17 protein-coding genes are annotated in these 22,669 nt (G+C 66.0%); 7 read left to right on the forward strand and 10 right to left on the reverse strand.

Going from position 1 to position 22,669, the window contains the following annotated elements; genetic code table 11:
• Window positions 1-8 precede the first annotated feature (8 nt).
• The 4 genes from HCH03_RS09285 to HCH03_RS09300 all read left to right on the forward strand — a co-directional run bounded on the left by HCH03_RS09285 (window position 9) and on the right by HCH03_RS09300 (window position 5,603).
• Window positions 9-2,636 carry a molybdopterin-dependent oxidoreductase gene (locus HCH03_RS09285; RefSeq protein ID WP_368042439.1) on the forward strand — a complete coding sequence of 876 codons (2,628 nt, stop codon included), beginning with the start codon at window positions 9-11 and terminating at the stop codon, window positions 2,634-2,636.
• Window positions 2,637-2,649: 13 nt separating this feature from the next.
• Window positions 2,650-3,228 (forward strand): 4Fe-4S dicluster domain-containing protein, encoded by a 579-nt coding sequence (locus tag HCH03_RS09290; protein WP_185904674.1) that lies wholly within the window; start codon window positions 2,650-2,652, stop codon window positions 3,226-3,228.
• Between the two features lie 276 nt (window positions 3,229-3,504).
• Window positions 3,505-4,275, forward strand: coding sequence for a TorD/DmsD family molecular chaperone (locus HCH03_RS09295; protein ID WP_221689270.1), 771 nt, complete (start codon window positions 3,505-3,507; stop codon window positions 4,273-4,275).
• 26 nt (window positions 4,276-4,301) lie between these two features.
• Window positions 4,302-5,603 (forward strand): radical SAM protein, encoded by a 1,302-nt coding sequence (locus tag HCH03_RS09300; protein ID WP_221689271.1) that lies wholly within the window; start codon window positions 4,302-4,304, stop codon window positions 5,601-5,603.
• Between the two features lie 201 nt (window positions 5,604-5,804).
• Here HCH03_RS09300 and HCH03_RS09305 read toward each other — a convergent pair whose 3' ends face one another.
• The 4 genes from HCH03_RS09305 to HCH03_RS09320 form a co-directional block, all read right to left on the reverse strand.
• A complete protein-coding gene (locus HCH03_RS09305; protein ID WP_080144654.1) occupies window positions 5,805-7,310 on the reverse strand; it encodes a basic amino acid/polyamine antiporter in 1,506 nt (501 codons plus the stop codon).
• 119 nt (window positions 7,311-7,429) lie between these two features.
• Window positions 7,430-8,386, reverse strand: coding sequence for a histidine decarboxylase, pyruvoyl type (gene hdcA / locus HCH03_RS09310; RefSeq protein ID WP_221689272.1), 957 nt, complete (start codon window positions 8,384-8,386; stop codon window positions 7,430-7,432).
• A 325-nt stretch (window positions 8,387-8,711) separates the two neighbouring features.
• A complete protein-coding gene (locus tag HCH03_RS09315) occupies window positions 8,712-9,032 on the reverse strand; it encodes a type II toxin-antitoxin system RelE/ParE family toxin (RefSeq protein ID WP_221689273.1) in 321 nt (106 codons plus the stop codon).
• Between the two features lie 2 nt (window positions 9,033-9,034).
• Window positions 9,035-9,352 carry a type II toxin-antitoxin system Phd/YefM family antitoxin gene (locus tag HCH03_RS09320; protein WP_185904678.1) on the reverse strand — a complete coding sequence of 106 codons (318 nt, stop codon included), beginning with the start codon at window positions 9,350-9,352 and terminating at the stop codon, window positions 9,035-9,037.
• 193 nt (window positions 9,353-9,545) lie between these two features.
• On the opposite strand from HCH03_RS09320, the gene HCH03_RS09325 reads away from it, so the two are divergent.
• Window positions 9,546-10,316, forward strand: coding sequence for a MerR family transcriptional regulator (locus HCH03_RS09325; RefSeq protein ID WP_221689274.1), 771 nt, complete (start codon window positions 9,546-9,548; stop codon window positions 10,314-10,316).
• 254 nt (window positions 10,317-10,570) lie between these two features.
• Here HCH03_RS09325 and HCH03_RS09330 read toward each other — a convergent pair whose 3' ends face one another.
• The 3 genes from HCH03_RS09330 to HCH03_RS09340 form a co-directional block, all read right to left on the reverse strand.
• Entirely contained in the window at window positions 10,571-11,617 is a 1,047-nt protein-coding gene (locus tag HCH03_RS09330; protein WP_221689275.1) for a PDDEXK nuclease domain-containing protein, read from the reverse strand.
• 111 nt (window positions 11,618-11,728) lie between these two features.
• A complete protein-coding gene (locus HCH03_RS09335) occupies window positions 11,729-13,285 on the reverse strand; it encodes an ATP-binding protein (protein ID WP_221689276.1) in 1,557 nt (518 codons plus the stop codon).
• Window positions 13,286-13,427: 142 nt separating this feature from the next.
• Complete coding sequence (locus HCH03_RS09340; protein ID WP_221689277.1) at window positions 13,428-14,957, reverse strand: vWA domain-containing protein; 1,530 nt, start codon at window positions 14,955-14,957, stop codon at window positions 13,428-13,430.
• Between the two features lie 115 nt (window positions 14,958-15,072).
• Between HCH03_RS09340 and HCH03_RS16400 the strand changes: the two genes are divergently transcribed.
• On the forward strand, window positions 15,073-17,187 hold the full coding sequence (locus tag HCH03_RS16400; RefSeq protein WP_246599911.1) for a leucine-rich repeat domain-containing protein: 2,115 nt from the start codon (window positions 15,073-15,075) through the stop codon (window positions 17,185-17,187).
• A gap of 25 nt (window positions 17,188-17,212) precedes the next feature.
• On the opposite strand, the gene HCH03_RS09350 is transcribed toward HCH03_RS16400, so the two are convergent.
• Window positions 17,213-18,526, reverse strand: coding sequence for an MFS transporter (locus HCH03_RS09350; protein WP_246599912.1), 1,314 nt, complete (start codon window positions 18,524-18,526; stop codon window positions 17,213-17,215).
• A 317-nt stretch (window positions 18,527-18,843) separates the two neighbouring features.
• Here HCH03_RS09350 and recN point away from each other — a divergent pair, with 317 nt between their 5' ends.
• Window positions 18,844-20,544, forward strand: coding sequence for a DNA repair protein RecN (recN, locus tag HCH03_RS09355; protein ID WP_221689278.1), 1,701 nt, complete (start codon window positions 18,844-18,846; stop codon window positions 20,542-20,544).
• Here recN and HCH03_RS09360 read toward each other — a convergent pair.
• Together HCH03_RS09360 and HCH03_RS09365 are read right to left on the reverse strand one after the other, a co-directional pair.
• Window positions 20,541-21,983 carry an MFS transporter gene (locus HCH03_RS09360; RefSeq protein ID WP_221689279.1) on the reverse strand — a complete coding sequence of 481 codons (1,443 nt, stop codon included), beginning with the start codon at window positions 21,981-21,983 and terminating at the stop codon, window positions 20,541-20,543. The two genes, recN and HCH03_RS09360, sit on opposite strands and share 4 nt — an antisense overlap.
• 120 nt (window positions 21,984-22,103) lie before the next feature.
• On the reverse strand, window positions 22,104-22,631 hold the full coding sequence (locus HCH03_RS09365) for a PadR family transcriptional regulator (RefSeq protein WP_221689280.1): 528 nt from the start codon (window positions 22,629-22,631) through the stop codon (window positions 22,104-22,106).
• Window positions 22,632-22,669: the final 38 nt, after the last annotated feature.

A 22,669-nucleotide genomic window follows, 5' to 3' on the forward strand; every position in this document is an offset into this window, starting at 1 on the left:
ATTTAATCGTGAGCATTCAATCCAAGAACATATCGCGTCGCGGCTTTCTCGGAGCCTCTGCGGCGGTTGCGGCGAGCGTCGCGCTGCTTTCGAGCACGGGCTGCTCCGCCGAGTCGAGCCTCGACGTTGCCAACAAGCACCAGCTGCCGACCGACCCGGCCGAAGGCGGGGAGTGGGTTGCGGCCGCATGCTGGCACAACTGCGGCGGGCGCTGCATGAACAAGGTCATGGTCAAAGACGGCGCCGTCGTTCGCCAGAAGACCGACGACACGCACGCCGACTCGCCCGACTACCCGCAGCAGCGCGGCTGCGTGCGCGGCAAGGCCCAGCAGCAGCAATGCTTCGGGGCCGACCGCCTCAAGTACCCCATGAAGCGCAAGAGCTGGTCGCCCGAGAATCCGAACGGCGAGAAGCGCGGCGTCGACGAGTGGGAGCGCATCAGCTGGGACGAGGCCATCGGCTACATCGCCGACCAGTTCAAGACCATCAAGGAGAAGTACGGCAACCAGGCCTTCCTCATCGGCAGCTACGGCTCGCGCCTGGCGTTCGCCCCGCTTCTGGCGTACGGCGGCCACACCTCCGTCGCCGACTCCACGTCGCACGGCGCGTACTTGCTGAACACGGCCGACACCATCGGCATCCCGCGGACCGACGCGGGCGTGTGCAACGACCGCACCGACATGCTGAACGCGGAGACCATCGTGCTCTACGCGTCGAACCCGGCCTGGTCGGCCGCCGGCACGCCGAGCTACCACTACATCCGCGCCAAGGAAGCGGGCGTGAAGTTCATCACGGTCGACCCCATCTACACGGCGTCCGCCCAGATTCTCGATGCCTACTGGATTCCCATCCGCACGGGCACGGACACGGCGTTCATGCTGGGCGTTGCCTCCGAGATGATCCGCCTGGACAAGGCCGAGGGCAACGTCGTCGACTGGGAGTTCCTGGACAAGTACACCGTGGGCTTCGACGCCGACCACAAGCCGGCCGACCTGACCGAGGACGTCAACTTCCTGGACTACCTGAACGGCGTCTACGACGGCGAGCCCAAAACCGCCGAATGGGCGTCCGCCATCTGCGGCGTGCCGGTTGAGAAGATCACCTACTTCGCCCGCGAGATCGGCAAGACGCATGACGTGTGGATGCTCCACAACTTCGCGGCCGCCCGCTGCAACGGGTCCGAGAACGTTCCCCAGCTGTTCATGACGCTCTCCGCCATGGGCGGCCACTACGGCAGGCCGGGCAACTGCTCCGCCAACAACTACCACGCCAACGCCGGCAACGGCGGCCCGGCCCTCGTGAAGGGCGGCGCCTCCGGCCTGCCGAGCCTGAAGAACCCCATCGAAGGCGTCATTCCCGGCCCCCAGGCTTGGGAGGCGTGCTTCACGGGCAAGTACCGCAACGTGGGCGACTGGTACAGCGGGTCCGGCGCGCACGCGGGCGTTGACGAGACGTGCGACATCCACTGCATCGTGCACGACGAGAACGCCTACCTGCAAACCGGTCCCAACATGAAGCGCGGCATCGAGGCCCATCGCAAAATGGACTTCGTCATGGCGAAGGCGCAGTTCCTCACCACGCAGGCCCTGTACTCCGACATCGTGCTGCCCGTGACGACGCAATGGGAGGTTCCCGGCGGCTTGGCGGCTTCGAACCGCGAGTTCCTCTACTGCTTCTCCAAAGTGACGGAGCCGCTGTACGAGGCGAAGACCGACGTGGAGATCAACACGCTGATCATGGAGGCTCTGGGGCTCGACCCGAGCGCCGTCTACCCCATCAGCGAAACCCAGGCGTTCTTCAACCAGATCGCCGGCGCCACGGTCATCAAGGAGGACGGCTCCGGCAAGTACGAGCCGCTCGTCACCATCACCGAAGCCGACATCAAGGAATGGGACGTCACCGGCAAGCCGCAGACCGGCCGCGTGGGGCTCAAGGAATTCGTCGACAACGGCGGCTACCAGGTCGAGCGCAAGCTGGGCGATGCGTACAGCTCGTTCATCGGCTACGCCGACTTCATCAAAGACCCCGAGGCGAACCCGCTGAAGACCAAGAGCGGCAAGCTGGAGATAACCTGCCAGGCCAAGGCGGACCTGTTCAACAGCATCGGCCTGATCGACAAGGAATACCAGCCCTATCCCGAGTACCTCGTGCCCACCGTGGGCTACGAGACCACGTTCAAGGACGGGAAGATCGATGGCGAGGCGGGCGAGTACCCGTACCTGATGTTCAACCCGCACTACTTCAGGCGCTCCCACAGCGTGTTCAACAACTGCCCGTGGCTGCGCGAGGCGTGGCCGAACCCGGTGTTCCTCAACGCGAGCGACGCCGAGGCGAAGGGCATCACGGACGGCGACACCGTGCGCGTGTGGACGAAGTACGGCGAGGTGCTGCGCAAGGCCTGCTGCATGGAGAACATGCGGCCGGGAGAGGTGGGCATTCCCCACGGTGCGTGGGTGCGCGTGGACGAGAGCACGGGTATCGACCACGGCGGAGCCGACAACTACCTTATCGGCAACGACATCTCCGGTGGCGGCTTGACCAGCTACAACAACAATAACTGCAACTTCGAGAAGTACACGGGCGCCGCGTTGGAAGACGACTGCGACACCGACAAGCGCATCATCGAGCTTGGCTAGGGGAGGAGGAATCATGGCTGTTGGATTTTACCTTGACGTGACGCGCTGCATCGGCTGCCGTGCGTGCCAGGTTGCGTGCAAGGACAAGAACCGCCTCGAGGTCGGAACGCTGTACCGCGAGGCCCATAGCTACACGGTGGGGACGTTCCCCGAGGTCGACGGTTACAGCTATTCGTTCGGCTGCAACCATTGCGAGGAGCCCATCTGCCTGAAGAACTGTCCGACGGGCGCCATCTACAAGGCCCCCGACGGAACGGTCGTGCAGGATCAGAGCAAGTGCATCGGGTGCCGCATGTGCGTCATGTCGTGCCCGTACGGCCAGCCGAAGTACTTCCCCGACGCGGGCGTGTCCGGCAAGTGCGACGGCTGCTACGGCCTGCGCGAGGCCGGCGGCGACCCGGCGTGCGTCGCAGGGTGCCCCAACCGCGCGCTCATGTTCGGCGATATGGACGAGCTGCGCGCGGAGTTCGGCGGAGATTTGGACAACGGCAGCATCGCCGTGCTGCCCTCTCCGAGCGAGACGCATCCGAACATCCTCATCAAGACGAAGGATTGCGCGTTCGATCAGGGATACCGGGAGCTGAACTGGTAGCTTCCGTTCCCGCCGCGCCGCAAACCCCCTCCCTCCTGCGGCGCGGCGTTTTCCTTCCGGGGCGGGCGCCTTTGGTAGCCGTCCCGGAAGGCTGCAATAGGAATCGCCAGCGCGCTCGCCTTTGGCGATCGCACTGGCTTTGTAGGGCAAGGGCTCTGCCCTTGCCGACGACCTGCGGAAACGTTTCTTGCCGAGCGGCAAGGGCAGAGCCCTTGCCCTACAGAAGAAGCGCGATGTTTCCGCAAAGCTAGACCTATGTGCAAGACAGGAGCTGCTATGTCGAACAACGAGCGCGAAAGCGCGATAGCGATGATGCTCGCCCGTCGGGCGTACCTGTACCGCTTGCTGCACGTCGTGTTCGGCGGTCGGCCGAGCGGCGACGTCGTTTCCCCGCTGTTCGGCGAAGAGACGCTGGCCACGTTCGCGTACGTGAGGGATACGCTCTCCCAAGACGAATACGCCGATCTCGCGGCGCGGCCCGTCGGCACGACCGGCCGCAGCCTGGCCGCGTGCGTCGACGAGGCGATAGCCTGCATCGAGAGGGCTGGGCGCGAGGCGGCCGATCCGACGCTGGCCGACAGCTTCGTCGAAGGCCTACGGACCGACTACGACCAGCTGTTCCAGGTACCCGGCGACCGTTATGTGCATCTGTGGGAGTCTCCCTACACGGGCCAGGAGTCCATGGTGTTCCAGGAGAGCACGCTCGACGTGCGGGCGTACTACCACGCCGCCGGATTCAAGCTGCAGGCCGAGAAGCGTTTCCCCGACGACCATATCGCTGCTATGATGGACTACCTCGGCTGCATGGGCCAGCGCGCGTACGAGGCTTTCGCCGACGGTTGCGACGACGAGGTGCTCCAGACGCTCGCAACGCAGCGTCGGTTCGCCGAGCGGCATGTGCTGAATTGGGTCGATCTGTTCGCCGACAAGGTTGTCGAGCAGGACGTGCGCGGGTATTACGCCGCGTTCGCGCTCGGCATGGCGGCGTTCGTCCGCTTGGACGACGAGATGGTCGGCCGGCTCGAGAAGGAGCTGGCCGGGGAATAGACGGGCGTTGAAACAGGAGGGGCAGCGTGGATCTCAGGGAATACGCGCAGGCATTCGACGAGGCCGAGCAGGACTTCGAGGCCGCGGTCGAGGAATACGGCGTTCCGTTCGAGCGTGCGGAAACCTGCCCCCGCGAAGCGCGCACCCGCACGGCGGAATCGTGCGGGTGCCGCTGCGAGAACGGCGCCGCCTCGCTGGTGCGGAACTGGATATCGCCCGCATGCCTGGCCTGCCGCACCGGTGAGGAGACGGCGACGTTCTTCGTCGATCTCAGGTGCACGAAGAACTGCTACTTCTGCTTCAATCCCAACCAAGACCACTACGAGTACTTCCTCAACCATGCGCGCGACATCGTGGCCGAGCTCGAGCAGGCGCACGCCGCAGGGGCCCGGTTCCGCTGCCTTGCCGTGACGGGCGGCGAGCCCATGCTGTACCCCGACCAGGTGAACGCCTTCCTCGAGCGCGCCGCCCAGCTGTACCCGGGCGTCCACACCCGCCTGTACACGAGCGGCGACTTGCTTGACGGGGAGGGCCTGCGGAGGCTCGCCGACAGCGGGCTTTCCGAGATACGCTTCAGCATCAAGCCGCCCGACGCCGATGACGGGCAGGAGGGCGTGTACGCGCTCATGGAGCAGGCGGTGGGCGTGATCCCCGACGTGGTGGTGGAGGTGCCCGTGATACCGGGCTCGCTCGCCGAGATGAAGGAGCTGCTGCGGCGTTCGGACGCCATCGGCATCAGCGGGGTCAACCTGCTGGAGTTCTGCTTCCCCTTGCACAACGCCGCGGAGTTCGCGAAGCGCGGTTTCGAGCTGCGCAAGCATCCTTTCACGTTCCTGTACAACTACTGGTACGGCGGAGGGGTCCCCGTTGCGGGGAGCGAGGCCGAGGCCTTGGAGCTTTTGGAGTTCGCCCATCGCGAGGGCCTGAAGCTGGGAATCCATTACTGCAGCTCCGACAACAAGAACACCGGTCAGATATTCCAGCAGAACATGGCGTTTTTCGCCGATCCGGCCCTGCGCCAGGCGCATCCGTGGATGCGCGCGGACGACGGCGACCGGTTCTTGAAATGCGCGAAGGCCTTCGGCCACGATGCGGAGCTCGTGCGCGCATGGGCCGACGCGGCCGGTCTGGACGGTTACGGCTACGACCCGGACGTGCCGAGCATCGCCTTCCCGAGCGACTGGGTCGATGGGCTGCGGAAGGCTTGCCCGACGGTGGTTCTGGGCGAAAGCGTGAACGTGGTGGAGGAGCGCGAGCCGCAGGCGGGGCCCGCCTCGGCCCGCCCCGACCTCTACCTGCGAGAAGTGGCCGTGCGAGAGCTTTCCTAGCGGGAAGGGGCGGTGCTGAAAGCCGTCGAGCGCGCGCTCTCGCTGACCGCCCCGTAGGGCAAGGGCTCTGCCCTTGCCGTTGACCCGAGGAAACGTGCCTGTTGAGCGGCAAGGGCAGAGCCCTTGCCCTACGAAAAACCCCGATGCTATTGTCGATATGGCTCTTGACGGCCCGGCAGGCTCGCTTGAGGCGGGATGCTTCTAAATCTTCACGTGCCCGAACGTGATGATGGAGTAGATGAGCCCGGCGATGCCCAGCGCCACCACCACGGCCACGATGACCTTGTCGGAGGTCTTCGCGAACAGCTTCGCCTTCGGGTCGTGCTGGCGCACGCCCACGATGTAGAGCGGTAGGCCGATGGCGTACACGATGCACGCCACCATGAGGTAGTTCAAGCCGGCGGCGTAGATGAGCCACAGACCGTAGAGCGAGCCCGCCGCGCCGGTGAACACGGCCATGTTCCGGCTGGCGAAGATCCCCTGGGGATATTCTTTCTTAATGGCTATCTTGAACAGGAACAACGTGCAGAACAGGTAGCACGGCAGCGCCATGACGCTCGTGATGCTGATCATGGTGGTCCAGGCGTTGCTGCCGATGAAGAACGAGATGATAAGCACCACCTGCACCACGATGGTGGTCCACAGAAGCGACGTGGACGGCGAGCCCTTCTTGTTCTCCTTCGTGAACGCCTTGGGGAAGATGCCGCTCTTCGAGGCGGCCAGCGGCATCTCGCCCAGCATGAGCATCCACACGAGCCAGGAGCTCAAGACCGAGATGATGACGCCGGCGTTCACCATGATCTCGCCCCATTTGCCGAACTTGTCCAGCATGATGGCGGCCATGGAGGGGTTGGCCATGTTGCCGATGTCGGCCTGGGAGTACACGCCCAAGGGCAGCAGCGACACGATGATGTAGAGCGCCAGCGTGACCAAGAAGCCGATGGTCGTGGCCTTGCGCACGGCGGCTTGCGACTTCGCCTTGCCCGACACCACCACGGCGCCCTCGATGCCGAGGAACAGCCACAGCGTGACGAGCATCGTGGCCTGCACCTGCGGCATGACGTTGTCCCAGGTGAAACTGAGGTCGATGGTGCCGTGCATGCCCCAGAAGCCCTCCATGAACACCGAAAGCTTGAACACGGTGGCCACGGCCAGGATGAAGATGGCCACCGGCAGCAGCTTGCCGATGGTGCCGATGATGTTCAGGAAGCTGGTCTGCTTCGCGCCCTGCAGGGCCAGCAGGTACATGACCCACGTGATGATGGACCCGCCGATGATGGACGGGATGTTGTTTCCGCCCGTGAAGTCAGGCACGAAGTAGTTGAGCGTGGCCATGACCAGCACCGAGTACGCCACGAGGGCGAAGCAGTTGCAGATCCAGTAGCCGTAGGCCACGAAGAAGCCGATGAGCTTGCCGAAGCCCTTCTCGGCGTAGGTGTACAGGCCGTTCGTGAGCTCCGGGCGGGCGGCCGAGAGGATGCGGAACGTGTTCGCGATGAACCAGATGCCGATGCCCGTCACCACCCAGGCGATGATGATGGCTCCTGCGGAGGCGTCCTGCGCCATGTTCTGGGGAAGGCTGTAGATGCCTCCGCCGATCATGGCGCTGATGACGATGCCCACGAGGCCTATCAGGCCAACCTTTTTGGTGCTGTCCTGGGCCTTCGCCGGCGCGCCGCTGGAGCTGGATGTGGTTTTGTCTGCCATGATTCCAGTCCTTGTCGAATGAGAGCGCGTCCGCGAAGGGCGGACGCGCGTTTGCCGATGGTCGCGCGCTCGGCCGTTCGGTCGACGCGCTCATGCGGGGAGGACGCTCCCCGTCACCGCTACTTGGAGAGCTTCGTCAGCGACTTGAAGTCCATTTCCTTCAGCCAGTCGGACAGGTTCATGTCGTTGAGGGAGTTGAAGCCGGTCACGGGCACGGCGTTGCGTGCGAGCGTGATGTAAGGGCCCACCGTGATGGCGTTGCCGATCTCGCCCGGCTTCATCATGCGATGCGCGAAGCCCACGTAGGTGCGATCGAACAGCACGTTGGAATCGCGGCCGCACTCCACGACGGACCAGACGATCTCCTTGCGGTGCTGCTCCAAGAAGGCCACCATGTCCTTCTCGTTGTCGTTCTTCGTCCAAATGCCGGCGTCCTCGATGAACAGGTCGGCCGCGAAATCGCGGTCGGCGGACAGCGAGATGGCGATGAACGACCACACGCCGTAACCCTCGCCGTCCTTCAGCGCGCGGTCCTTCTTCGGGCGGTAGGCCGTGACGCCCTTGTTCGCGCAGATGGTGTGCGCGCCGGGGATGGGGTGGTAGCGGCGGTTGTTCGCCGTGCCGAACAGCTCGATGCCGGCGTCCAGCAAAGGAGCGACGTCGAACACCTTGAGCTTGCTGCCGTCGAACTGCTTCTCGGTGAACAGCGGCTTGCTCTTGCCCGACGTGATGTCGTCGTGACGGGCCAGGTCGTAACCCCACACCTGGCCGGCCATGCCGCAGAACGACGAGGCCGTGAGCATGTTAATCTGGCCGATGTAGGCATCGGCCGTCTCGGCCTTGTCGTAGGTGACGATGCGGTCGATGAGGCCGTCGCTGGTCTTCTCTACCGTGCCGGCCGAAACCTTCAGCACCGACACGTAGCCGTTTCCGTAGGCGCCGGGCATGCCGTAGCCGTCGCTGTAATCGTCATAAGGGCTGATGGCGGTCTTGTCGATGTGCGGTGCGCGCATGCTGGCGTGGTAGTCGGCCTCTCGGGCGATGGTGCGGTTCCTGCGTTCCTCGATGTTCTTCATTGAGGACTCTCCTTTCGATGGGAACGGTGTTCAGCGGTGATTGTAGGGCGCTCCGCTCATGATGGGTTTCGCAAGGGGGTTTCGACGGCGAGCCGTGTTTTCTCCGAAACCCGGAAGACATTGGCGTGAAAGGAGGACGTTGATTTTTCGCGCGCGACGGCCGCTCGCGCGGGGTAATGGTATCAGCACCATAACGATTGAGGCGAAGGGAGGAAAGTTGTGTCAACGATGCCGCACGGATGGGGGCGGGCGCCGAGACGCGTCGTGCGAAGCGCCGGACGAAGAAGGGGAAGGGGAGCTTTATGGGGCTGCGGTGCCCCGCGTGTTATTCGGGGAGGTCGACGAGGGCGTACGTGTCGATGTCTCGGCGCTGGTGGAGGATGCGGTACACCGTGAGCGTCGAATCGTCGAAGCGATAGTAGACGGTATAGGGGCTCGCCAGCACCGTGCGGTACTCTTTGAGGCGGAACCCCTCCATGGCGAAGCGGCCTCCGGCGTCGGGAAAGGCGCGCACGTGGTCGATGGCGGCGTCGATGCGCGTGATCGCCGCAAGGGCTGCCTGGGGGTTCTTGCATTCGAGGCCCAGGTAGATGGTGATCGACTCTCTGTCGAGGTGGGCGCGCGGCCTCCATGCGAGATCGAGCATGGTCAGTTTCCGTTCGGCGCGTAGTCAAGCCCCCAGAGCGCGAATATCTCGCGCATGTTCGCGTCGGATTCCTCGGCAGTAAGGGGGGTGGGGCGGTACTGCTCTTCGATCTCCGCCTCGCGCAGCGCAAGATAGATGCGGTTGCGCCGTTCCGCCGTTTCGTACGCGTTGCTGTCCATGAGGACGAACGAGGCCACGCCGTTCTTGGTGAGCACGATGGGCTCCTGCGCTTCGCTCGCTTGCGTGCACACGTCGTTGAGCTGCGTGCGCAGGTCGGTGATGGGCCTGATGATGGGAAGCGGCGCGGCGAGTGCTGGCATGGCGATTCCTTTCAATGTATGTTATTCAGTATATAATAACATACATAATAAAGTAATGCTAAGCAGTGAAAAACGTTGCGTTTCGGCCTTGACCCTCACGCTGCGTGAGGGCGTATGCTGTGTCTTGCACGACGGGGCGAGCGCTGAAACCCGGGAGCGGCTCCGTCCGTGCGCAAGGCGAAAGGAACGCAGGATGACCGATGGAAGAACCTACACGGTGCATGAGATGGCCGAGCTGTCGGGATGCACGGTGCGCGCGCTGCACCATTACGATGAGCTGGGGCTGGTGCGGGCGCAGCGAGCGGAGAACGGATACCGGCTGTACGGGCCGGAGGAGGTCGACCGCTTGCAGCAAGTGCTGCTGTATCGCGAGGCCGACCTGGCTTTGGCCGACATCAAACGGCTGCTCGACGACCCGTCGTTCGACGCGCGTGACGCGCTGGCCGGCCACCTGCGCGAACTGCGCTCCCGCCGGGAGCGTTTGGATGGATTGATCGCGAGCGTGGAGAAGACGCTCGCCAGCATGGAAGGAAGCGAACCGATGAAAGATGAAGAGAAGTTCGAGGCGTTCAAGCAGGGCCTCGTGGATGAGAACGAGCAACGCTATGGGAAGGAGGTGCGCGAGCGCTGGGGCGACGAGGCCGTCGACGCCAGCAACGCGAAGATGATGGGCATGAGCGAGAAGGAGTACCGGCGCACCCAGGAGCTGGAGTCGCAGATCAAAGAGGCTTTGCTGGCCGGCATGGCCGTCGGCGACCCGGCGGGCGTGGACGCCCAGCGCGCTGCCGACCTGCATCGCCAGTGGCTGTGCGCGTTCTGGAAGGACGGCACGTACTCGAAGCAGGCGCATGCAGGCATGGCCGAGATGTACGTGGCCGACGAGCGCTTCAAGGCTTACTACGAAGCCTGGGCGCCCGGCGCCGCTGAGTTTCTCCGCGACGCCGTCAAAGCGTACTGCGCGTAGGGAGCTGTTGCCTCGTCGCTTCACGAGCGACGGGGCGAACTGCGGGAGGCTGGCGTTGCGAATTCGCTTGCGACCAGGCGTGCGCGGCCAGTCCAATTGCGCACACACTGTGTGCGCAATTGGAAACGACGTCGGATGGACAGCGAGTGCGTCCGGTTTTGGTCGAGCAGCTCGATTCGGCACACGACGTGTGCCGAATCAAGGGTGCGGCCCGGCGATGATGCCGCTGCGATGCGTCCTTGCCGATAGCTCGCTTATCCATTCTCGCTGGTTTTCGACCAATCTGCTTCTTCGCTTGCAAGCAGGCAGGTTGTTTCGAGGGCTTGCGACAGTTCCTCCTCGGTTGGCAGGCAGAGCACGTATTGCGAGGCGAATATCCCCTTCTTGTCGGCAAGCACGGAATATTTGGCCACTGCTTCGTTGCGGTTCGCGCAGAGGACGATGCCGATAGTGGGGTTGTCGTCGGGCCGGGTGCATTGTGCATCGAACAGGCGGACGCAGAAGTCCATTTGCCCGATATCTTGCGGCGCGAGCTTTCCGGTTTTCAAGTCGATGAGCACGAAGCATTTGAGGATGTAGTGGTAGAACACGAGATCGATGTAATAATGGTCGCCGTCGGCGTCGATTCGCTGCTGGCGCGCGACGAACGAAAACCCTTTGCCAAGCTCCAACAGGAATTGCTGGAGCTTGTCCATGAGGGCTTGTTCCAAGTCCGTTTCCAGGTAGTCCGCGTTGCCGTTCAGATCGAGGAAGTCCAGCACGTAAGGGTCTTTGAGGATGCCGTCTGCCTTTGTTGGCGGTTCGAGCTGCTGAACTTCTTGCCGAACCTTGTCTTTCCCCTTTGCCCGGGTGGCCAAAAGCCGCTCGTAATAGAACGAGTGGATCTGCCTATCGAGCTGTCGCACCGTCCAACGTTCTTCGACGGCAGAGCGGACGTAGAAGTCGCGGCGCTCCCGGCCTTCTACACGCATGAGCAGGCGATAATGCGACCAGCTCAATTGTGAACACAGCGTGTTCACAATTGGAAAGGCTTGGTAAAACTGCTTCATATAATGAAGGTTCCTCTTGTCGAACCCCTTGCCGAACTCGGCCGTCAGCCGCTCGGACAGGTACTCCATCAGGTGCTTGCCGTACTCGGCGCGGTCGCCTTGCGCCTCGGTTATCTGTCGGCCGATCTCCCAGTACGCGGCAACCATGGCGTCGTTCACCGCCGCAGCCGCCTTTGCGCGCGCGGTTTCGAGCGTTGTGCGAACCGATAGGTAAACGGCTTCGTCCGGAGAAGGGTCGTAGAGCTGTTCCATGAACAGCCTCCTTTCGAGAAGGCGGCTGTCCTTTGCGAGAAAGTTAGGGTAGCACCCAACCAGCGGATACAGTGCCCTTCATTATACAGAACAAAAGTTCGTTTTTCAAGCCTATTCCTCGCTCAGGTCCAGTTGGTTGATGCGATCGGCCAGGTCGGAGCCTCGCTCGTTGAACAGGAGGGCCTCGTTGTGGGCGAAGTAACGCTCGCAGCCGTGGTCGTTGATGAAGGCCATGCCGTAGCCGTTGGCCGACAGGTCGGTCACCAGCAGCAGCATCTCTTGGCCCTCGCCGAACGCGTCCTCCACGAAGCGGAAAGCGTGGTCGAGCGCCGCCGACGCGTCCGCGATGCGCGCGTCGAGCGCGTCGACCATCTCGCCGAACAGGTTTTTGACCTGCGAGAACGAAACGCTTCCTGTCGCATCGACCCGCTGCGCGCGGTCGAGCAGCGCGAGCGTGCGCTCGTAGGCTAGGTACTTCTCGTCCGAGAGCAGGCCGCTTGCGCGCTCGGCGTCCAAACGGCGCTGCAGGGCGGCCGTTTCCTTGCGCACGAGCGGCAGCGCGTCGGCGGCGTCGATGGCTGTCGCCGCAGGGGATCCTTCGACTGCGCTCACTCCGTTCGCTCCGCTCAGGATGACATCCCTCATCGTCGCGAGCCTGGCGTGGGCGAACGCGACGGCCCTCTCCTCCAGCACCGCGTCGCGCACGCGCCCGCCCAACGCGTCGGTGACGAGCCCCATGAGCGACACCCGTTCGTCGAACGCGGCCGCGCGGGCGCGTTCGACGATGCCCTCGTCGGCCTCGCCTGCCAGGATGCGGTCGATCTGGTAGTCGGCGCGGTACTTCGAGAACAGGTCGTAGTACACGCTGAAGCGCTTCGCGATCTCCGCGTTCTGCACGTACTGGCCCACCAGCAGCTCGTCGACGGGGATGCCCTGCTCCTCGTACAACTTCACCATGGCCGAGAGATCGTCCCAGCCGCGCGCGGTGACGAACGACTTGCCGTCCACCGTGGTCTCCACGCGGTAGAAGTGGTCGCGCTCGATGTCCAGGTACGTGAGCACGGCCGGGTGCACGCCGGTTTCCACGGCAAAGGCGCGCCAGGCCGCGAAGTCGGGCTCGACGTCGATGCGCTTGAGGCGGTCCCAGGTGGCGATGTCGAAGTCGTGCGCCGTGCGGTTGTACTCGGGCGGGTTGCCGGCCGTGACCACGATCCAGCCGTCCGGCACGCGGTGGCGCCCGAACACCTTGTACTGCAGGAACTGGAGCATGGCCGGCGTGAGCGTTTCCGACACGCAGTTGATCTCGTCGAGGAACAGGATACCCTCGGGATGCCCCGTGGCCTCCATCGCGTCGTACACGGCGGCGATGATCTCGCTCATGGTGTACTCGGACACGTCGTACTCCACGTCGCCGTAGGTCTTCTTCGCGATGAACGGCAGGCCGAGCGCGCTCTGCCGCGTGTGGTGCGTCATGGAGTACGACACGAATCCCACGTCCAGCTCCTGCGCGATCTGCTCCATGATGGCCGTCTTGCCGATGCCGGGCGCGCCCAGCAGGAACACCGGGCGCTGCCGCTCGGTGGGCAGGCGGTAGTTGCCGAACTCGTCCTTCGCGAAGTACGCGAGCATGGCGTTCTTGATTTGCTGCTTCGCTTGCTGGATGTCCATGGTTCCTCTTCTCGCGGGCGATCGGTTGCTCGACGTGCGGTTTCGTAGGGCAAGGGCATAGCCCTTGCCGCCCGCTCGGAAAAACCTTCGCGGGTTGACCGGCAAGGGCAGAGCCCTTGCCCTACGGGGTCTCCCGCATCGGCTATTCTTCCAGAATGACGGTTTCGTCCAGGACCACTTTCATGGCCCAGGTGGGGACGGGCGGGCTCGCGGCGGCGGTGGCATCGTCCACGAACACGAACGCCGCGTCGTAGTCGGGCTTGCGGGCGGGGTAAGTGCCCTGCCCGTCGGTGAAGTAGATGAGGCCGCCCAGGTTCGTCAGGTCGCCGCGTTCCATCGCGGCGTCCACGTAGGCGAACACGGGGCGGAAGTCGGTGCCGCCCAGCCCCTTGATCTCCAGATCGTCGAGGTAGGCTTCGAGGTCGGCCGGCGATCCGATGCGCGCGACGTCCGCGATGGCGGCGTCGCACTGCACCACGAGCACGTTCATGTCGGCGAAGAAACTCGTCTCGGCTTCGAGGATGGCGTAGGTTTTCTCGATGAAGCGGCGCACGAGGCCGTCCTTCGTGGAGGCCGAGGTGTCGATGGCGATGACGAAGTCCCGGATGCGCTTCTCCTCCACGTACTCCAGCGGCTCGACGAGCGGCAGGTTGCCGTACGTGCTCAGGCCGTAGCAGTAGTACACGTAGTCGAACTCGTCGTCGTTCACGCGTATCTGCTCTCCCATGCGGGCGAACTTGCGCAGGAACTCCCGGTAGTCCTGCTTCTCGCGCGTCACGGCGCGCAGGTTCATGGCCAGGTTCGCGCCGTTCACGCCCCAGAGCTTCGCGTACGCGTCCAACTGCACGCCCATCTCCAGCGCGGCGTTCTTCCACTGCTCGCGGGAACGGTCGAGGTTCACGGTGTCGGCGAAGCGCTCGCCTGCGGCGCGCGCCGCGTTCTCGGGCGCCTGCTTCTGCACGATGTCGGAGGGGTCCATGCCGCGCTGCGATGCGTGGCTGCGCTTGGCGGCGGCCGCGTCGGGCGGTAGGTCGGCTTCGGTTCCGTTCTCGGCCGGGCCGGCAGAAGGCGCGGCCGCGTCGCCTTCCTGCTCTTCGGCGCGGCCGCCGTCCTCGTTCGCGGCGGCACCGCCTTCGGCGACGCGGGGGCGGTGCCAGGGCTCGTGATCGTCGACGAGGAACGGCGCGCGGAGGTCTTCGAGCTCCTCGGCGGAGAGGCCCTCGTCGGCCAGGTGGCGGTAGACGGTCTCGGCCGTCACCACGGGCAGCGCGGCATCGATGCGCGCGAGGGCGGCTTGCTGGCGCGCTCCTCGGACGGTGCGGGTGGCGGGCAGGTCGAGCTCGGCGATGGTCCGTTCCACCGCGATGTCGCAGGCCGCGTCCCAGCGGGCGGCGTCGACGCCGTCGCCGGCGAAGGGATGCAGGAACACGTTGTGCAGCACGACGTGCAGATAGGCTCGCGAAAGCGAGGCGGGCTCGGCGGCGTAGGAGCGCGCGAGGGACGCAGGGTCGTAGCGCAGGTGCGCGCCGTCGGTGGCCAGGGTGGAGCCGGGCACGGGCAAGGGGGCGAGGCGCGCGAAGGCGGCGTTCATGAACCGCAGGTTCACGAGCAGCGCGTTCTTCGCAAGGTCGAGCGCTTGCCGGGCAAGCGGTTCGACGGCTTCGGCGGTCATGGTCGCTCCTTCGAAACGTTGACGCTTGCCTTTGCCTCCGTCCGCAGTGTAGCATGGGGGCAGCGGGTGGTAAACAGATACGTTGTCGATATGTTTTGGGAGGTCGCACAATATTATGACCGGAAACATGCTGGTGTTTTACGATTCGACAACCGATATCGACATACCGGTTGATCAAGTGAGCAAAAATCCTCCCCGTTTGGACGCGCGCGACGTCGAGGTGGTCCGCGCGGCGAAGGCCGCCGAGGGGGAGGTGTGGTCGCCCCGGCTGCTGCCGTATCAGGACTGGTCGACGCGGGTCGAAGTGGACGGCTGCGGAGAAGGGGCCGACAGGGGCGGGGTCGACGGCGACCTGCTGGTCGTCGGCGCGCTGGGCATGGGCCTTGCGGACGACGAGCGCGAGCGGCTGCTCGCGCGCGCGGCCGAGCAGCGACGCGGCGACGCGGCCGCGGCGTCGCCCGGGCGCATGGACGGCGGTTTGCGCGGGGCGCTGCGCGTGCGGCAGGACGAGGACGGGTACGCGCTCGTGGGGGTCGACCTGCATCGGCTCGCTCAGGCGGCGGGGCGGGACGACGGCCTTGTGGTCCGCCTTCCCGCGTTCGTGGACGGCGTGCCCGTCGTGCGCGTGACGGCCGAAGCGTTCGCCCGACGGCTCGTGCAGGGCGTCGGCGTGCGCGTGCTCGCGGTGCCCGACACCGTGGAGAGCGTCGGCGCCGGTGCGTTCCTGGCGTTGTCGGCCCAACGCATCCATCTGGGTCGCGGCGTGCGGGTGCTGGGCGAGCAACCGTGCGACTTGGCGGGCGTGTCGCCTCGGTTGGCGCGGCGCACGTACTCCGTCGACGTGCGCAACCCCCGCTTCTCGGCGCGCGCGGGCAGCCTGTTCGCCGACGGGGGAGCCGAGCTGCTGTTCCTGGCGTCGCCCTATGCGGCTCATGCGGCGCTTCCCGACGGCGTGGAGCGGGTGGGCGCGGCCGCATTCGCCGCAGGGTGCGAGCCGCCGTCGGTCGTGGACGTTCCGACAATGCTCGCGCGCGTGGACTCGAAGGCTTGGGACGACGCCGTATGGCGCTGCCCGCAGCGCACGGCGGCGCACCGCGCGCTGGCCAAGCGCGACGTGCGCCTGGCCGGGCCGCGCGCTGTGGAGCACGACGGCTGCTGGTACGATTTCGACGACGAGGGGGCCGTGCTCGTGGCGGGCCCGCCGGCGCCCACTTCGGTGTCGAAGCGGTTCGCGGTGGAGGCGGCCGTCCGCGCGGCGGCGGTGCGCGGACAGGGCGCGGAGGACGATGGGTCGCCGGCGCATGCAGACGGAGCTTCGTCGGCGGGCACGGCTTCCCAGCCCGCTTCCGCGCCGAAGGACGCGCTCGTGCTGCCGCGCGAGGTGGAGGGACGGCCGCTCGTGCGCATTGGCGTCCGCGCGCTGCCGTTCGCACCGGAAACGCTCGTCGTGCCCGACACGGTACGCGTCATCGAGCGCGATAACGCCTGCCGGGGTACGAAACGCCTCGTGCTTCCCGAGGGCCTGCGCTCCATCGGAGCGCACTGCTTCTGGTCGCGCACGCTGGAGGGCCCGGTGCCCATCCCCGCGAGCGTGCGCGCCGTTGGCGAGGGCGGTTTCGAGTACGCCGTGTGCCGCTTGGAACATACGGGATCCGTCGTGCACGTGTCGGCCGACCAGCTGCTCAGCTGCTTCGTGGGCGAGCCGTTGGACGCGGCGTCCTCGGGCGGTGGGGAAGGGGCCGTGGCGAACAATCGCCCGGACGCGGCAGCCGCGCACCCTGCTTTCGGGGGTGAAGAGGGAGCGACGCCGGAGGAAAAGGCGTCGGTATGGGAAGATGCGAGCCTGCTTGTTCCGTTCGACTTCGAGCATTACGACGAGCTGTTGCGGTCGGGCAAGAACCTGCCCGACCGGCTGGGCGCCGTGCTGCACCGCCTGGCCGTACCGTATCGTTTGACTTCGGAAACGCAGGCGGCGCTCGTGGGCTATCTGCGCGAGCACGAGCGCGAGGCGCAGGAGCGCGTGGCGCGCGAGGGCGATCGCGCCCTGGTGGAGACGCTCGTGGACGCCGGCTTCATCGACGAGCGCACGTTCGACCGGCAGATAGAGCTCTTGCGGGCCGCCAACCGCACCGACTGCGTGATCTACCTCATGGAGGAGCATCGCAAGCGAACCGCCTCTTCCAGCCGAGAAGGCGGCGCCCCGTCCGCTCGCGAACGGTTCGCGCTGTAACACCGTTCGCGCGCCGCGTCCCCAACTATTCCGCAACGGGGAGTGCCGTCTTCTGCTCGCCGTCGCCAGTCCCTGCGGCGTCGAGCGCCCTCACGCTGGGAAGCAGGCCCGCCACGATGCCGATTCCCAAGATGAACAAGCCGTCGACCACGAAAAAGCTCGTCACGCCGATGCCCTCCGCCAAGGCGCCGCCCAGCGCGGTTCCCAGCGGTATGCCCAGCCCCATGAGTGCGGACAGCAATCCCATCACGCGCCCGAGCTTGTCCTCGGCCACGTTCTTCTGCAGAAGCGTCATGAGCGGCCCGTTGAACCAGGCGCACGCCACGGCCATGATGCCCATGGCCGCCACGAACGCCGGGAACAACCCGGACGGCAGCAGGCCGCCCACGGTGGTGGCCGCGCCCACGACGAGCGCCGCCACCACGATGACGCGCGTCAGCCGGCTGGCGTCGCCGCGTGCCATGAGCGCGAGCGAGCCCGCCAGCATGCCGATGCCGAACACGGCGGTGACCAGCGAGGCCAGATAGCCGTCGCCGCCGAAATGCGACGCCACCATGAGCGGCAGCAGGGAGTCGATGGGCCCGTAGGCCATCATGCCCAGCACCACGGCGAGCACGAGCGCGAGCAGCCCTTTGTTGGTAACGAGCGCGCGCCATCCTTCCACGACGTTTTGCCGAGCGCTCTGGCTGGCGGTCTCCTCGGACACGACGGTGGGGATGCGGGCGAACAGCATGGCGGCCACCGAGGCCAGCGCGCCGAAGGCGTTCAGGAACAGCACGGCTTGAAAGCCGATGGTCGTGTACAGGAAGATGCCGAGCGCCGGAGCGGCTATCATGGAGAAGCTGCCCAGCAGGTTGTCCAGCATGTTGATGCGCAGCAGGTGCTTCTCGGGCACCATGAGCGGCATGGCGGAATTGAACGAGGGAGTGCGGAACGCCTGGCCCACCCCGCATGCGCACACCAGAACCAAGATGAGCTCGAGCGACACGTGCCCGAGCGCGATGCACGTGCCCATACTGAGCGCCACGGCGGCTATGAACAGGTCGCATACGATGATGACGCGCTTGCGGTTGAAGCGGTCGGCCACCACGCCGCCCAAAGGCGACAGCAGGCCCACGGGCAGGAAGGCGCACACGTACACGAAGGCGAGAGCGAGCGGGCTGCCCGTCGACTCCGTGACGTACCAAACGGCGGCGTAGTTCGCGGCCATGCTGGCGAAGCTGGTGAAGGCGAAGCCCACCCACACGGCCGCCACCACGGCCAGCCACCGGCGCGGCAGCGGGCGTCCGCCCACGGCGACGGCCGGGGCGCAATCGTTGCTTTCAAGGTTCATGCTCATGTTGGCGCTCCTTGCGGTTCTCGGTTCTCTTTCGATATAAACCACAATGAGGTTGCGGCGCGGTTTCCTCCACCGATTCCAATAGGCAAACGCCGCAATTATTGGTTGCGGGGGGCCGAAACAAGGAAAATCCGCTGTGCAATACGGACTCGACGCACCCTGTGCCGGCGCGGAAAAGCGTCGAGCGTCGGAGGATCGCTCGAGGGGCGTTGGGTTTGCGCAAGGTTCGCACGGTTGCCCGAATCGCCTTTCACGCGTTCGGCGGCGCTGGTATACTTGATAGCTCGAAGCTGTTTTGCAGGCAAGAGAGGTGCGCGATGATCGATGAGATCCAGGTTGAGAACCTTGCGCTGATCCGCGAGGCGGCGCTCGAGCCGGCACGGGGCCTGACCGTGCTCACGGGCGAGACCGGCGCGGGCAAAACGGCGCTGCTCTCGGCGTTGAAGCTGCTCATGGGCGCGCGCGCCGACAAGGAGGCCGTGCGCGACGGCGAAGAGGCGCTCTCGGTGTCGGGTCGGTTCTACGGCGCGTCCCCCGCTGCGGTCGCCGAGGGGGTCGAGGCGGACGATGCCGGGTGGTCGGAAGCCGACTCGGGCGCGGTCGACGTCGAGCTCGTGGTCGCGCGCCGGGTCACGGTCGACGGCCGCTCGCGCGTCACGCTCGACGGGCGCATGGCGAGCGTGGGGGAGCTCGCGCGCGCCGTCGCCCCCACCATCGACCTGTGCGGCCAGCACGAGCACCAGCAGCTCATGAAGCCCGCCGTGCACGTGCGCATGCTCGACGCCTGGGCCGGCGACGCCGTGGCCGAGGTGCGCGCCGCATACGAGGAGGCGTTCGCCGCAGCCGCTGCCGCCGCTGCGGAGCTTGCGCGCGTGCGCGAGGCCGGCGAGGCGTCTTCGGCGAAGCTGGACGAAGCCCGGTTCACGCTCTCCCGCATCGACGCGGTCGACCCGCGCGAAGGCGAGTACGACGAGCTCGCGGCCGATCTGGCGAAGGTCGAGCACGCCGAAGCGCTGGCAACGGCCGCGAACGCGGCCCATGAGGCGCTCGCGGGGGAGGACGGCGCCATCGACGCCCTCAACGGCGCCGTGTCGGCCCTCGACGGAGGCGCGCGCTTCGACTCGTCGCTCGGCGCCTACGCGGACTCTCTGCGCGAGGTGGGCTACGTGCTGGAGGACGTGGCGCGCGAAACGCGCGATTACCGCGACAAGGTGGAGTTCGACCCCGAAACGCTCGCGCAGCAGCAGGAGCGCATGGCCGCGCTGCAGGGGCTCATGCGCGCGTACGGCCCCCGCATGGACGACGTGCTGGAACGTCGCGCCGAGGCTGCCGACCTCGTGTCGCTCGTGGACGACGCCGCCGAGCGCGAACGAGCGGCACAAGAGGCCGCCCGCGCGGCGGAGGACGCGCTCGCCGACGCCGCCCGCGCGCTCGACGCCGCCCGCGCCGAGGCCGCTCCCCGCTTCGCCGACGCGGTGGGGGCGCAGATGGACCGCTTGGAGATGGGAGGGGCCCAGCTCGTGTGCGAGCTCGCTCCCCTCGAGCGCGCGCAGTGGACGAAGACGGGCCCCTCGGCCGTGGAGTTCCTGTTCCGGCCCGGCGCCGGCATGCAGGCGCGCCCGTTGGCGCGCATCGCGTCGGGCGGCGAGGTGAGCCGCGTCATGCTGGCCATCAAGGTGGTGCTGGGCTCCACCGACGACGTGGACACGCTCGTGTTCGACGAGGTGGACGCCGGCGTGGGCGGTTCGACCGCCGTGGCCTTGGCCGAGGTGCTGGCCGATCTCGCGCGCACGCACCAGGTGATCGTGGTCACGCATCTGGCGCAGGTTGCCGTGCGCGGCGAGGCCCACTACGTCGTGCGCAAGGTCGAAGGCGAGGGCGGCATGCCCGAAACCGACCTGAGCCGCCTTTGCGCAGACGAGCGCCCCGCCGAGATCGCCCGCATGCTCTCCGGCGACGCCACCGAAACCTCCCTGGCCCACGCCCGCGAGATGCTGGAAGCCGCGAAACGCGACTAGTTTGCGCCTTCCGCCGGTTGCACGGCTTCGCATGCTCGCGTCGGTCCGTCTGCCCGGTTCGGCGTCCCTTGCGGCGCGCCCCTCCGCTCGATATGACGGGGAAGCGTCCACGACATCGCGACGCCCACGGCGGCCGCGGCGATGCACAGGGCGAACACGGGCAGGGCGTTGTCCACGAACGATGCGCCGGCCACCGCGCCGCAGGCGGCCGACCCCACGGTGCCGCCCAGCCCGCGGAAGAACAGCGACAAAGAAGTGGCTTTCCCCATGTCGCGCGGTTCCACGGCGGTCTGCGCCGCGATGTTCGTCATGGGCATGTTCGCCCCGATGCCGAATCCGAGCACGGCTGACGAGCACGCGAGCTGCACCGTGCCGGTGGTACGGGTGACCAGGCACAGCAACAGCGCTCCGGCGCCCAGCACCACGAACCCGATGCGGCTGATGGAGCGCATCCTCCCGTTCGCGCCGAATACCCGCCCCGCCAGCGTGCTCCCCACCACCAGCGCGAGCGTCAGGGGAATGGTGGCCAGCGCCGAGGCGGTCGACGACAGGCCGAGCCCCTCCTGTACGAACCGGGGTACGAACATCACGCCCACGAGCAGGACGAACTGGGCGCAGAACCCCAGCGCTATCGCCCCGTTCATCTGCGCCCGTCTGAAAAACGACACGGGGACGATGGCGTGCTCGCGGTTGCGCTCAACCAGCGCGAGCACGAGCACCATGACGCCGGCCAGCCCGAGCAGGCCGAAGAACGGCGCGGACCACCAGGAGAAGGCGCTTCCCGTCAGGCTGAACGCGAGCGTCAGCGGAACGACGACGCCCGTTGCGCACACGGCGCCCGAAACATCGAACGAGCGCGACGCGTGCGCCTGCTTTCCCGGAAGGAATCGCACCACCAGCACGAGCGCGACCACGCTCAGGGGCAGGTTGATAAGGAATATCCAATGCCAGCCGGCCAAATCGGCGATGAGACCGCCCGCAAGGGGCCCCGCGACGCTGGCCAAGCCGTACATGGACGAGAGGATGCCCATGTACTTCCCGCGCACGCGCGGCTCGAACAGCTCGGCCATGGCAATGAACACGCCCGCCTCCACCAAGCCGCCGCCTATGCCCTGCACGGCGCGCCACGCCGAGAGCACGTCCAAGCTGCTCGACAGCGCGCAGCAGGCCGAGGCGACGGCGAACACGGTGATGCCGCAGGCGAACACCCTCTTGTGCCCGAACCGGGCCGAGCATGCCCCGCACAGCAGGGTGGCCAGCGTGCAGGTGAGCAGGTAGGTGGTGAAGGGCCACGTGTAGTGGTCGAAGCTGTTCAGGCTTCCCGCGATGCGCGGCATGGCCGTGCTCACGATGGTGGCGTCGAGGGCCGCCATGAACAGGCTCAAAGCGAGGCCTGCCAGCACGGCGCCCGTGGGAAAGGGTTTCTCGTACGTGTCCATGTTATCTCCTATCTAAAATACTACTATCAGTGATAGTTACTACCGAAAAAAGAAACCGGGCGAACCGGTTTCCATCGTCGTGTCCCTTTCCGTCGCACAGCGCAAGGGGCAAGGTCTACCTCAAGGCTTGCCGTAAAGGCCTTCCTTGAACCGTTCCAGATGTTCTGCCACCAGGCGATACGTGGAGGAGCACAGCTCCATGGTCGCCCGCGCCTCGATACGGTCGTAAGAGGGGACCATGCCGTCGACGCGCTGAGCCGTGCCCAGGTGCGTCTCGATCAGCTCGTCGATCAGGGCGCGCCCCGTGTCCTCGCTCACTAGGGTGATGTTCGCCAAGATGGGGAGGAAGCCGAAGTCCACTCGCGCGGGCAGCGCCGCCGCCTCGTTCATGAGCTCGGCGAACCGCTCGCGGCCCTTGTCGGTGATGGTGTACACCGTCTTCTCGGGCATCTCGCCTTCCTTGACGACCGTGCCGTCGGCGCAGCCCTCGTCGCACAGGCGAAGGAGGTTGCGGTACACCGAGGGCGAGCTGATGCGTATCCAGCGCCGGACGTTGCGCTGCTCCATCGTCTTGTCCATCTCGTACGCGCTCATGGGCCGCTCGATGAGCGCGCCCAAAATCATGATCTCGATCGAATGGCTGGCCATTTTCCGGTCCCTTTCGGTTCTCGCTGGCAAGAGATATA

The organism is Gordonibacter massiliensis (ex Traore et al. 2017) (assembly GCF_019731765.1).
Lineage (GTDB): Bacteria > Actinomycetota > Coriobacteriia > Coriobacteriales > Eggerthellaceae > Gordonibacter > Gordonibacter massiliensis.

What these genes read in the sequence shown, in the direction of transcription:
- HCH03_RS09330 (WP_221689275.1), bottom strand. Translation starts at nt 11,617, where the DNA reads ATGGAACAGCTCTACGACCCTTCTCCGGACGAAGCCGTTTACCTATCG.
- HCH03_RS09295 (WP_221689270.1), top strand. Translation starts at nt 3,505, where the DNA reads ATGTCGAACAACGAGCGCGAAAGCGCGATAGCGATGATGCTCGCCCGT.
- recN (WP_221689278.1), top strand. Translation starts at nt 18,844, where the DNA reads ATGATCGATGAGATCCAGGTTGAGAACCTTGCGCTGATCCGCGAGGCG.
- hdcA (WP_221689272.1), bottom strand. Translation starts at nt 8,386, where the DNA reads ATGAAGAACATCGAGGAACGCAGGAACCGCACCATCGCCCGAGAGGCC.
- HCH03_RS09360 (WP_221689279.1), bottom strand. Translation starts at nt 21,983, where the DNA reads ATGGACACGTACGAGAAACCCTTTCCCACGGGCGCCGTGCTGGCAGGC.
- HCH03_RS09320 (WP_185904678.1), bottom strand. Translation starts at nt 9,352, where the DNA reads ATGCCAGCACTCGCCGCGCCGCTTCCCATCATCAGGCCCATCACCGAC.
- HCH03_RS16400 (WP_246599911.1), top strand. Translation starts at nt 15,073, where the DNA reads ATGACCGGAAACATGCTGGTGTTTTACGATTCGACAACCGATATCGAC.
- HCH03_RS09315 (WP_221689273.1), bottom strand. Translation starts at nt 9,032, where the DNA reads ATGCTCGATCTCGCATGGAGGCCGCGCGCCCACCTCGACAGAGAGTCG.
- HCH03_RS09290 (WP_185904674.1), top strand. Translation starts at nt 2,650, where the DNA reads ATGGCTGTTGGATTTTACCTTGACGTGACGCGCTGCATCGGCTGCCGT.
- HCH03_RS09340 (WP_221689277.1), bottom strand. Translation starts at nt 14,957, where the DNA reads ATGACCGCCGAAGCCGTCGAACCGCTTGCCCGGCAAGCGCTCGACCTT.
- HCH03_RS09325 (WP_221689274.1), top strand. Translation starts at nt 9,546, where the DNA reads ATGACCGATGGAAGAACCTACACGGTGCATGAGATGGCCGAGCTGTCG.
- HCH03_RS09305 (WP_080144654.1), bottom strand. Translation starts at nt 7,310, where the DNA reads ATGGCAGACAAAACCACATCCAGCTCCAGCGGCGCGCCGGCGAAGGCC.
- HCH03_RS09335 (WP_221689276.1), bottom strand. Translation starts at nt 13,285, where the DNA reads ATGGACATCCAGCAAGCGAAGCAGCAAATCAAGAACGCCATGCTCGCG.
- HCH03_RS09365 (WP_221689280.1), bottom strand. Translation starts at nt 22,631, where the DNA reads ATGGCCAGCCATTCGATCGAGATCATGATTTTGGGCGCGCTCATCGAG.
- HCH03_RS09350 (WP_246599912.1), bottom strand. Translation starts at nt 18,526, where the DNA reads ATGAGCATGAACCTTGAAAGCAACGATTGCGCCCCGGCCGTCGCCGTG.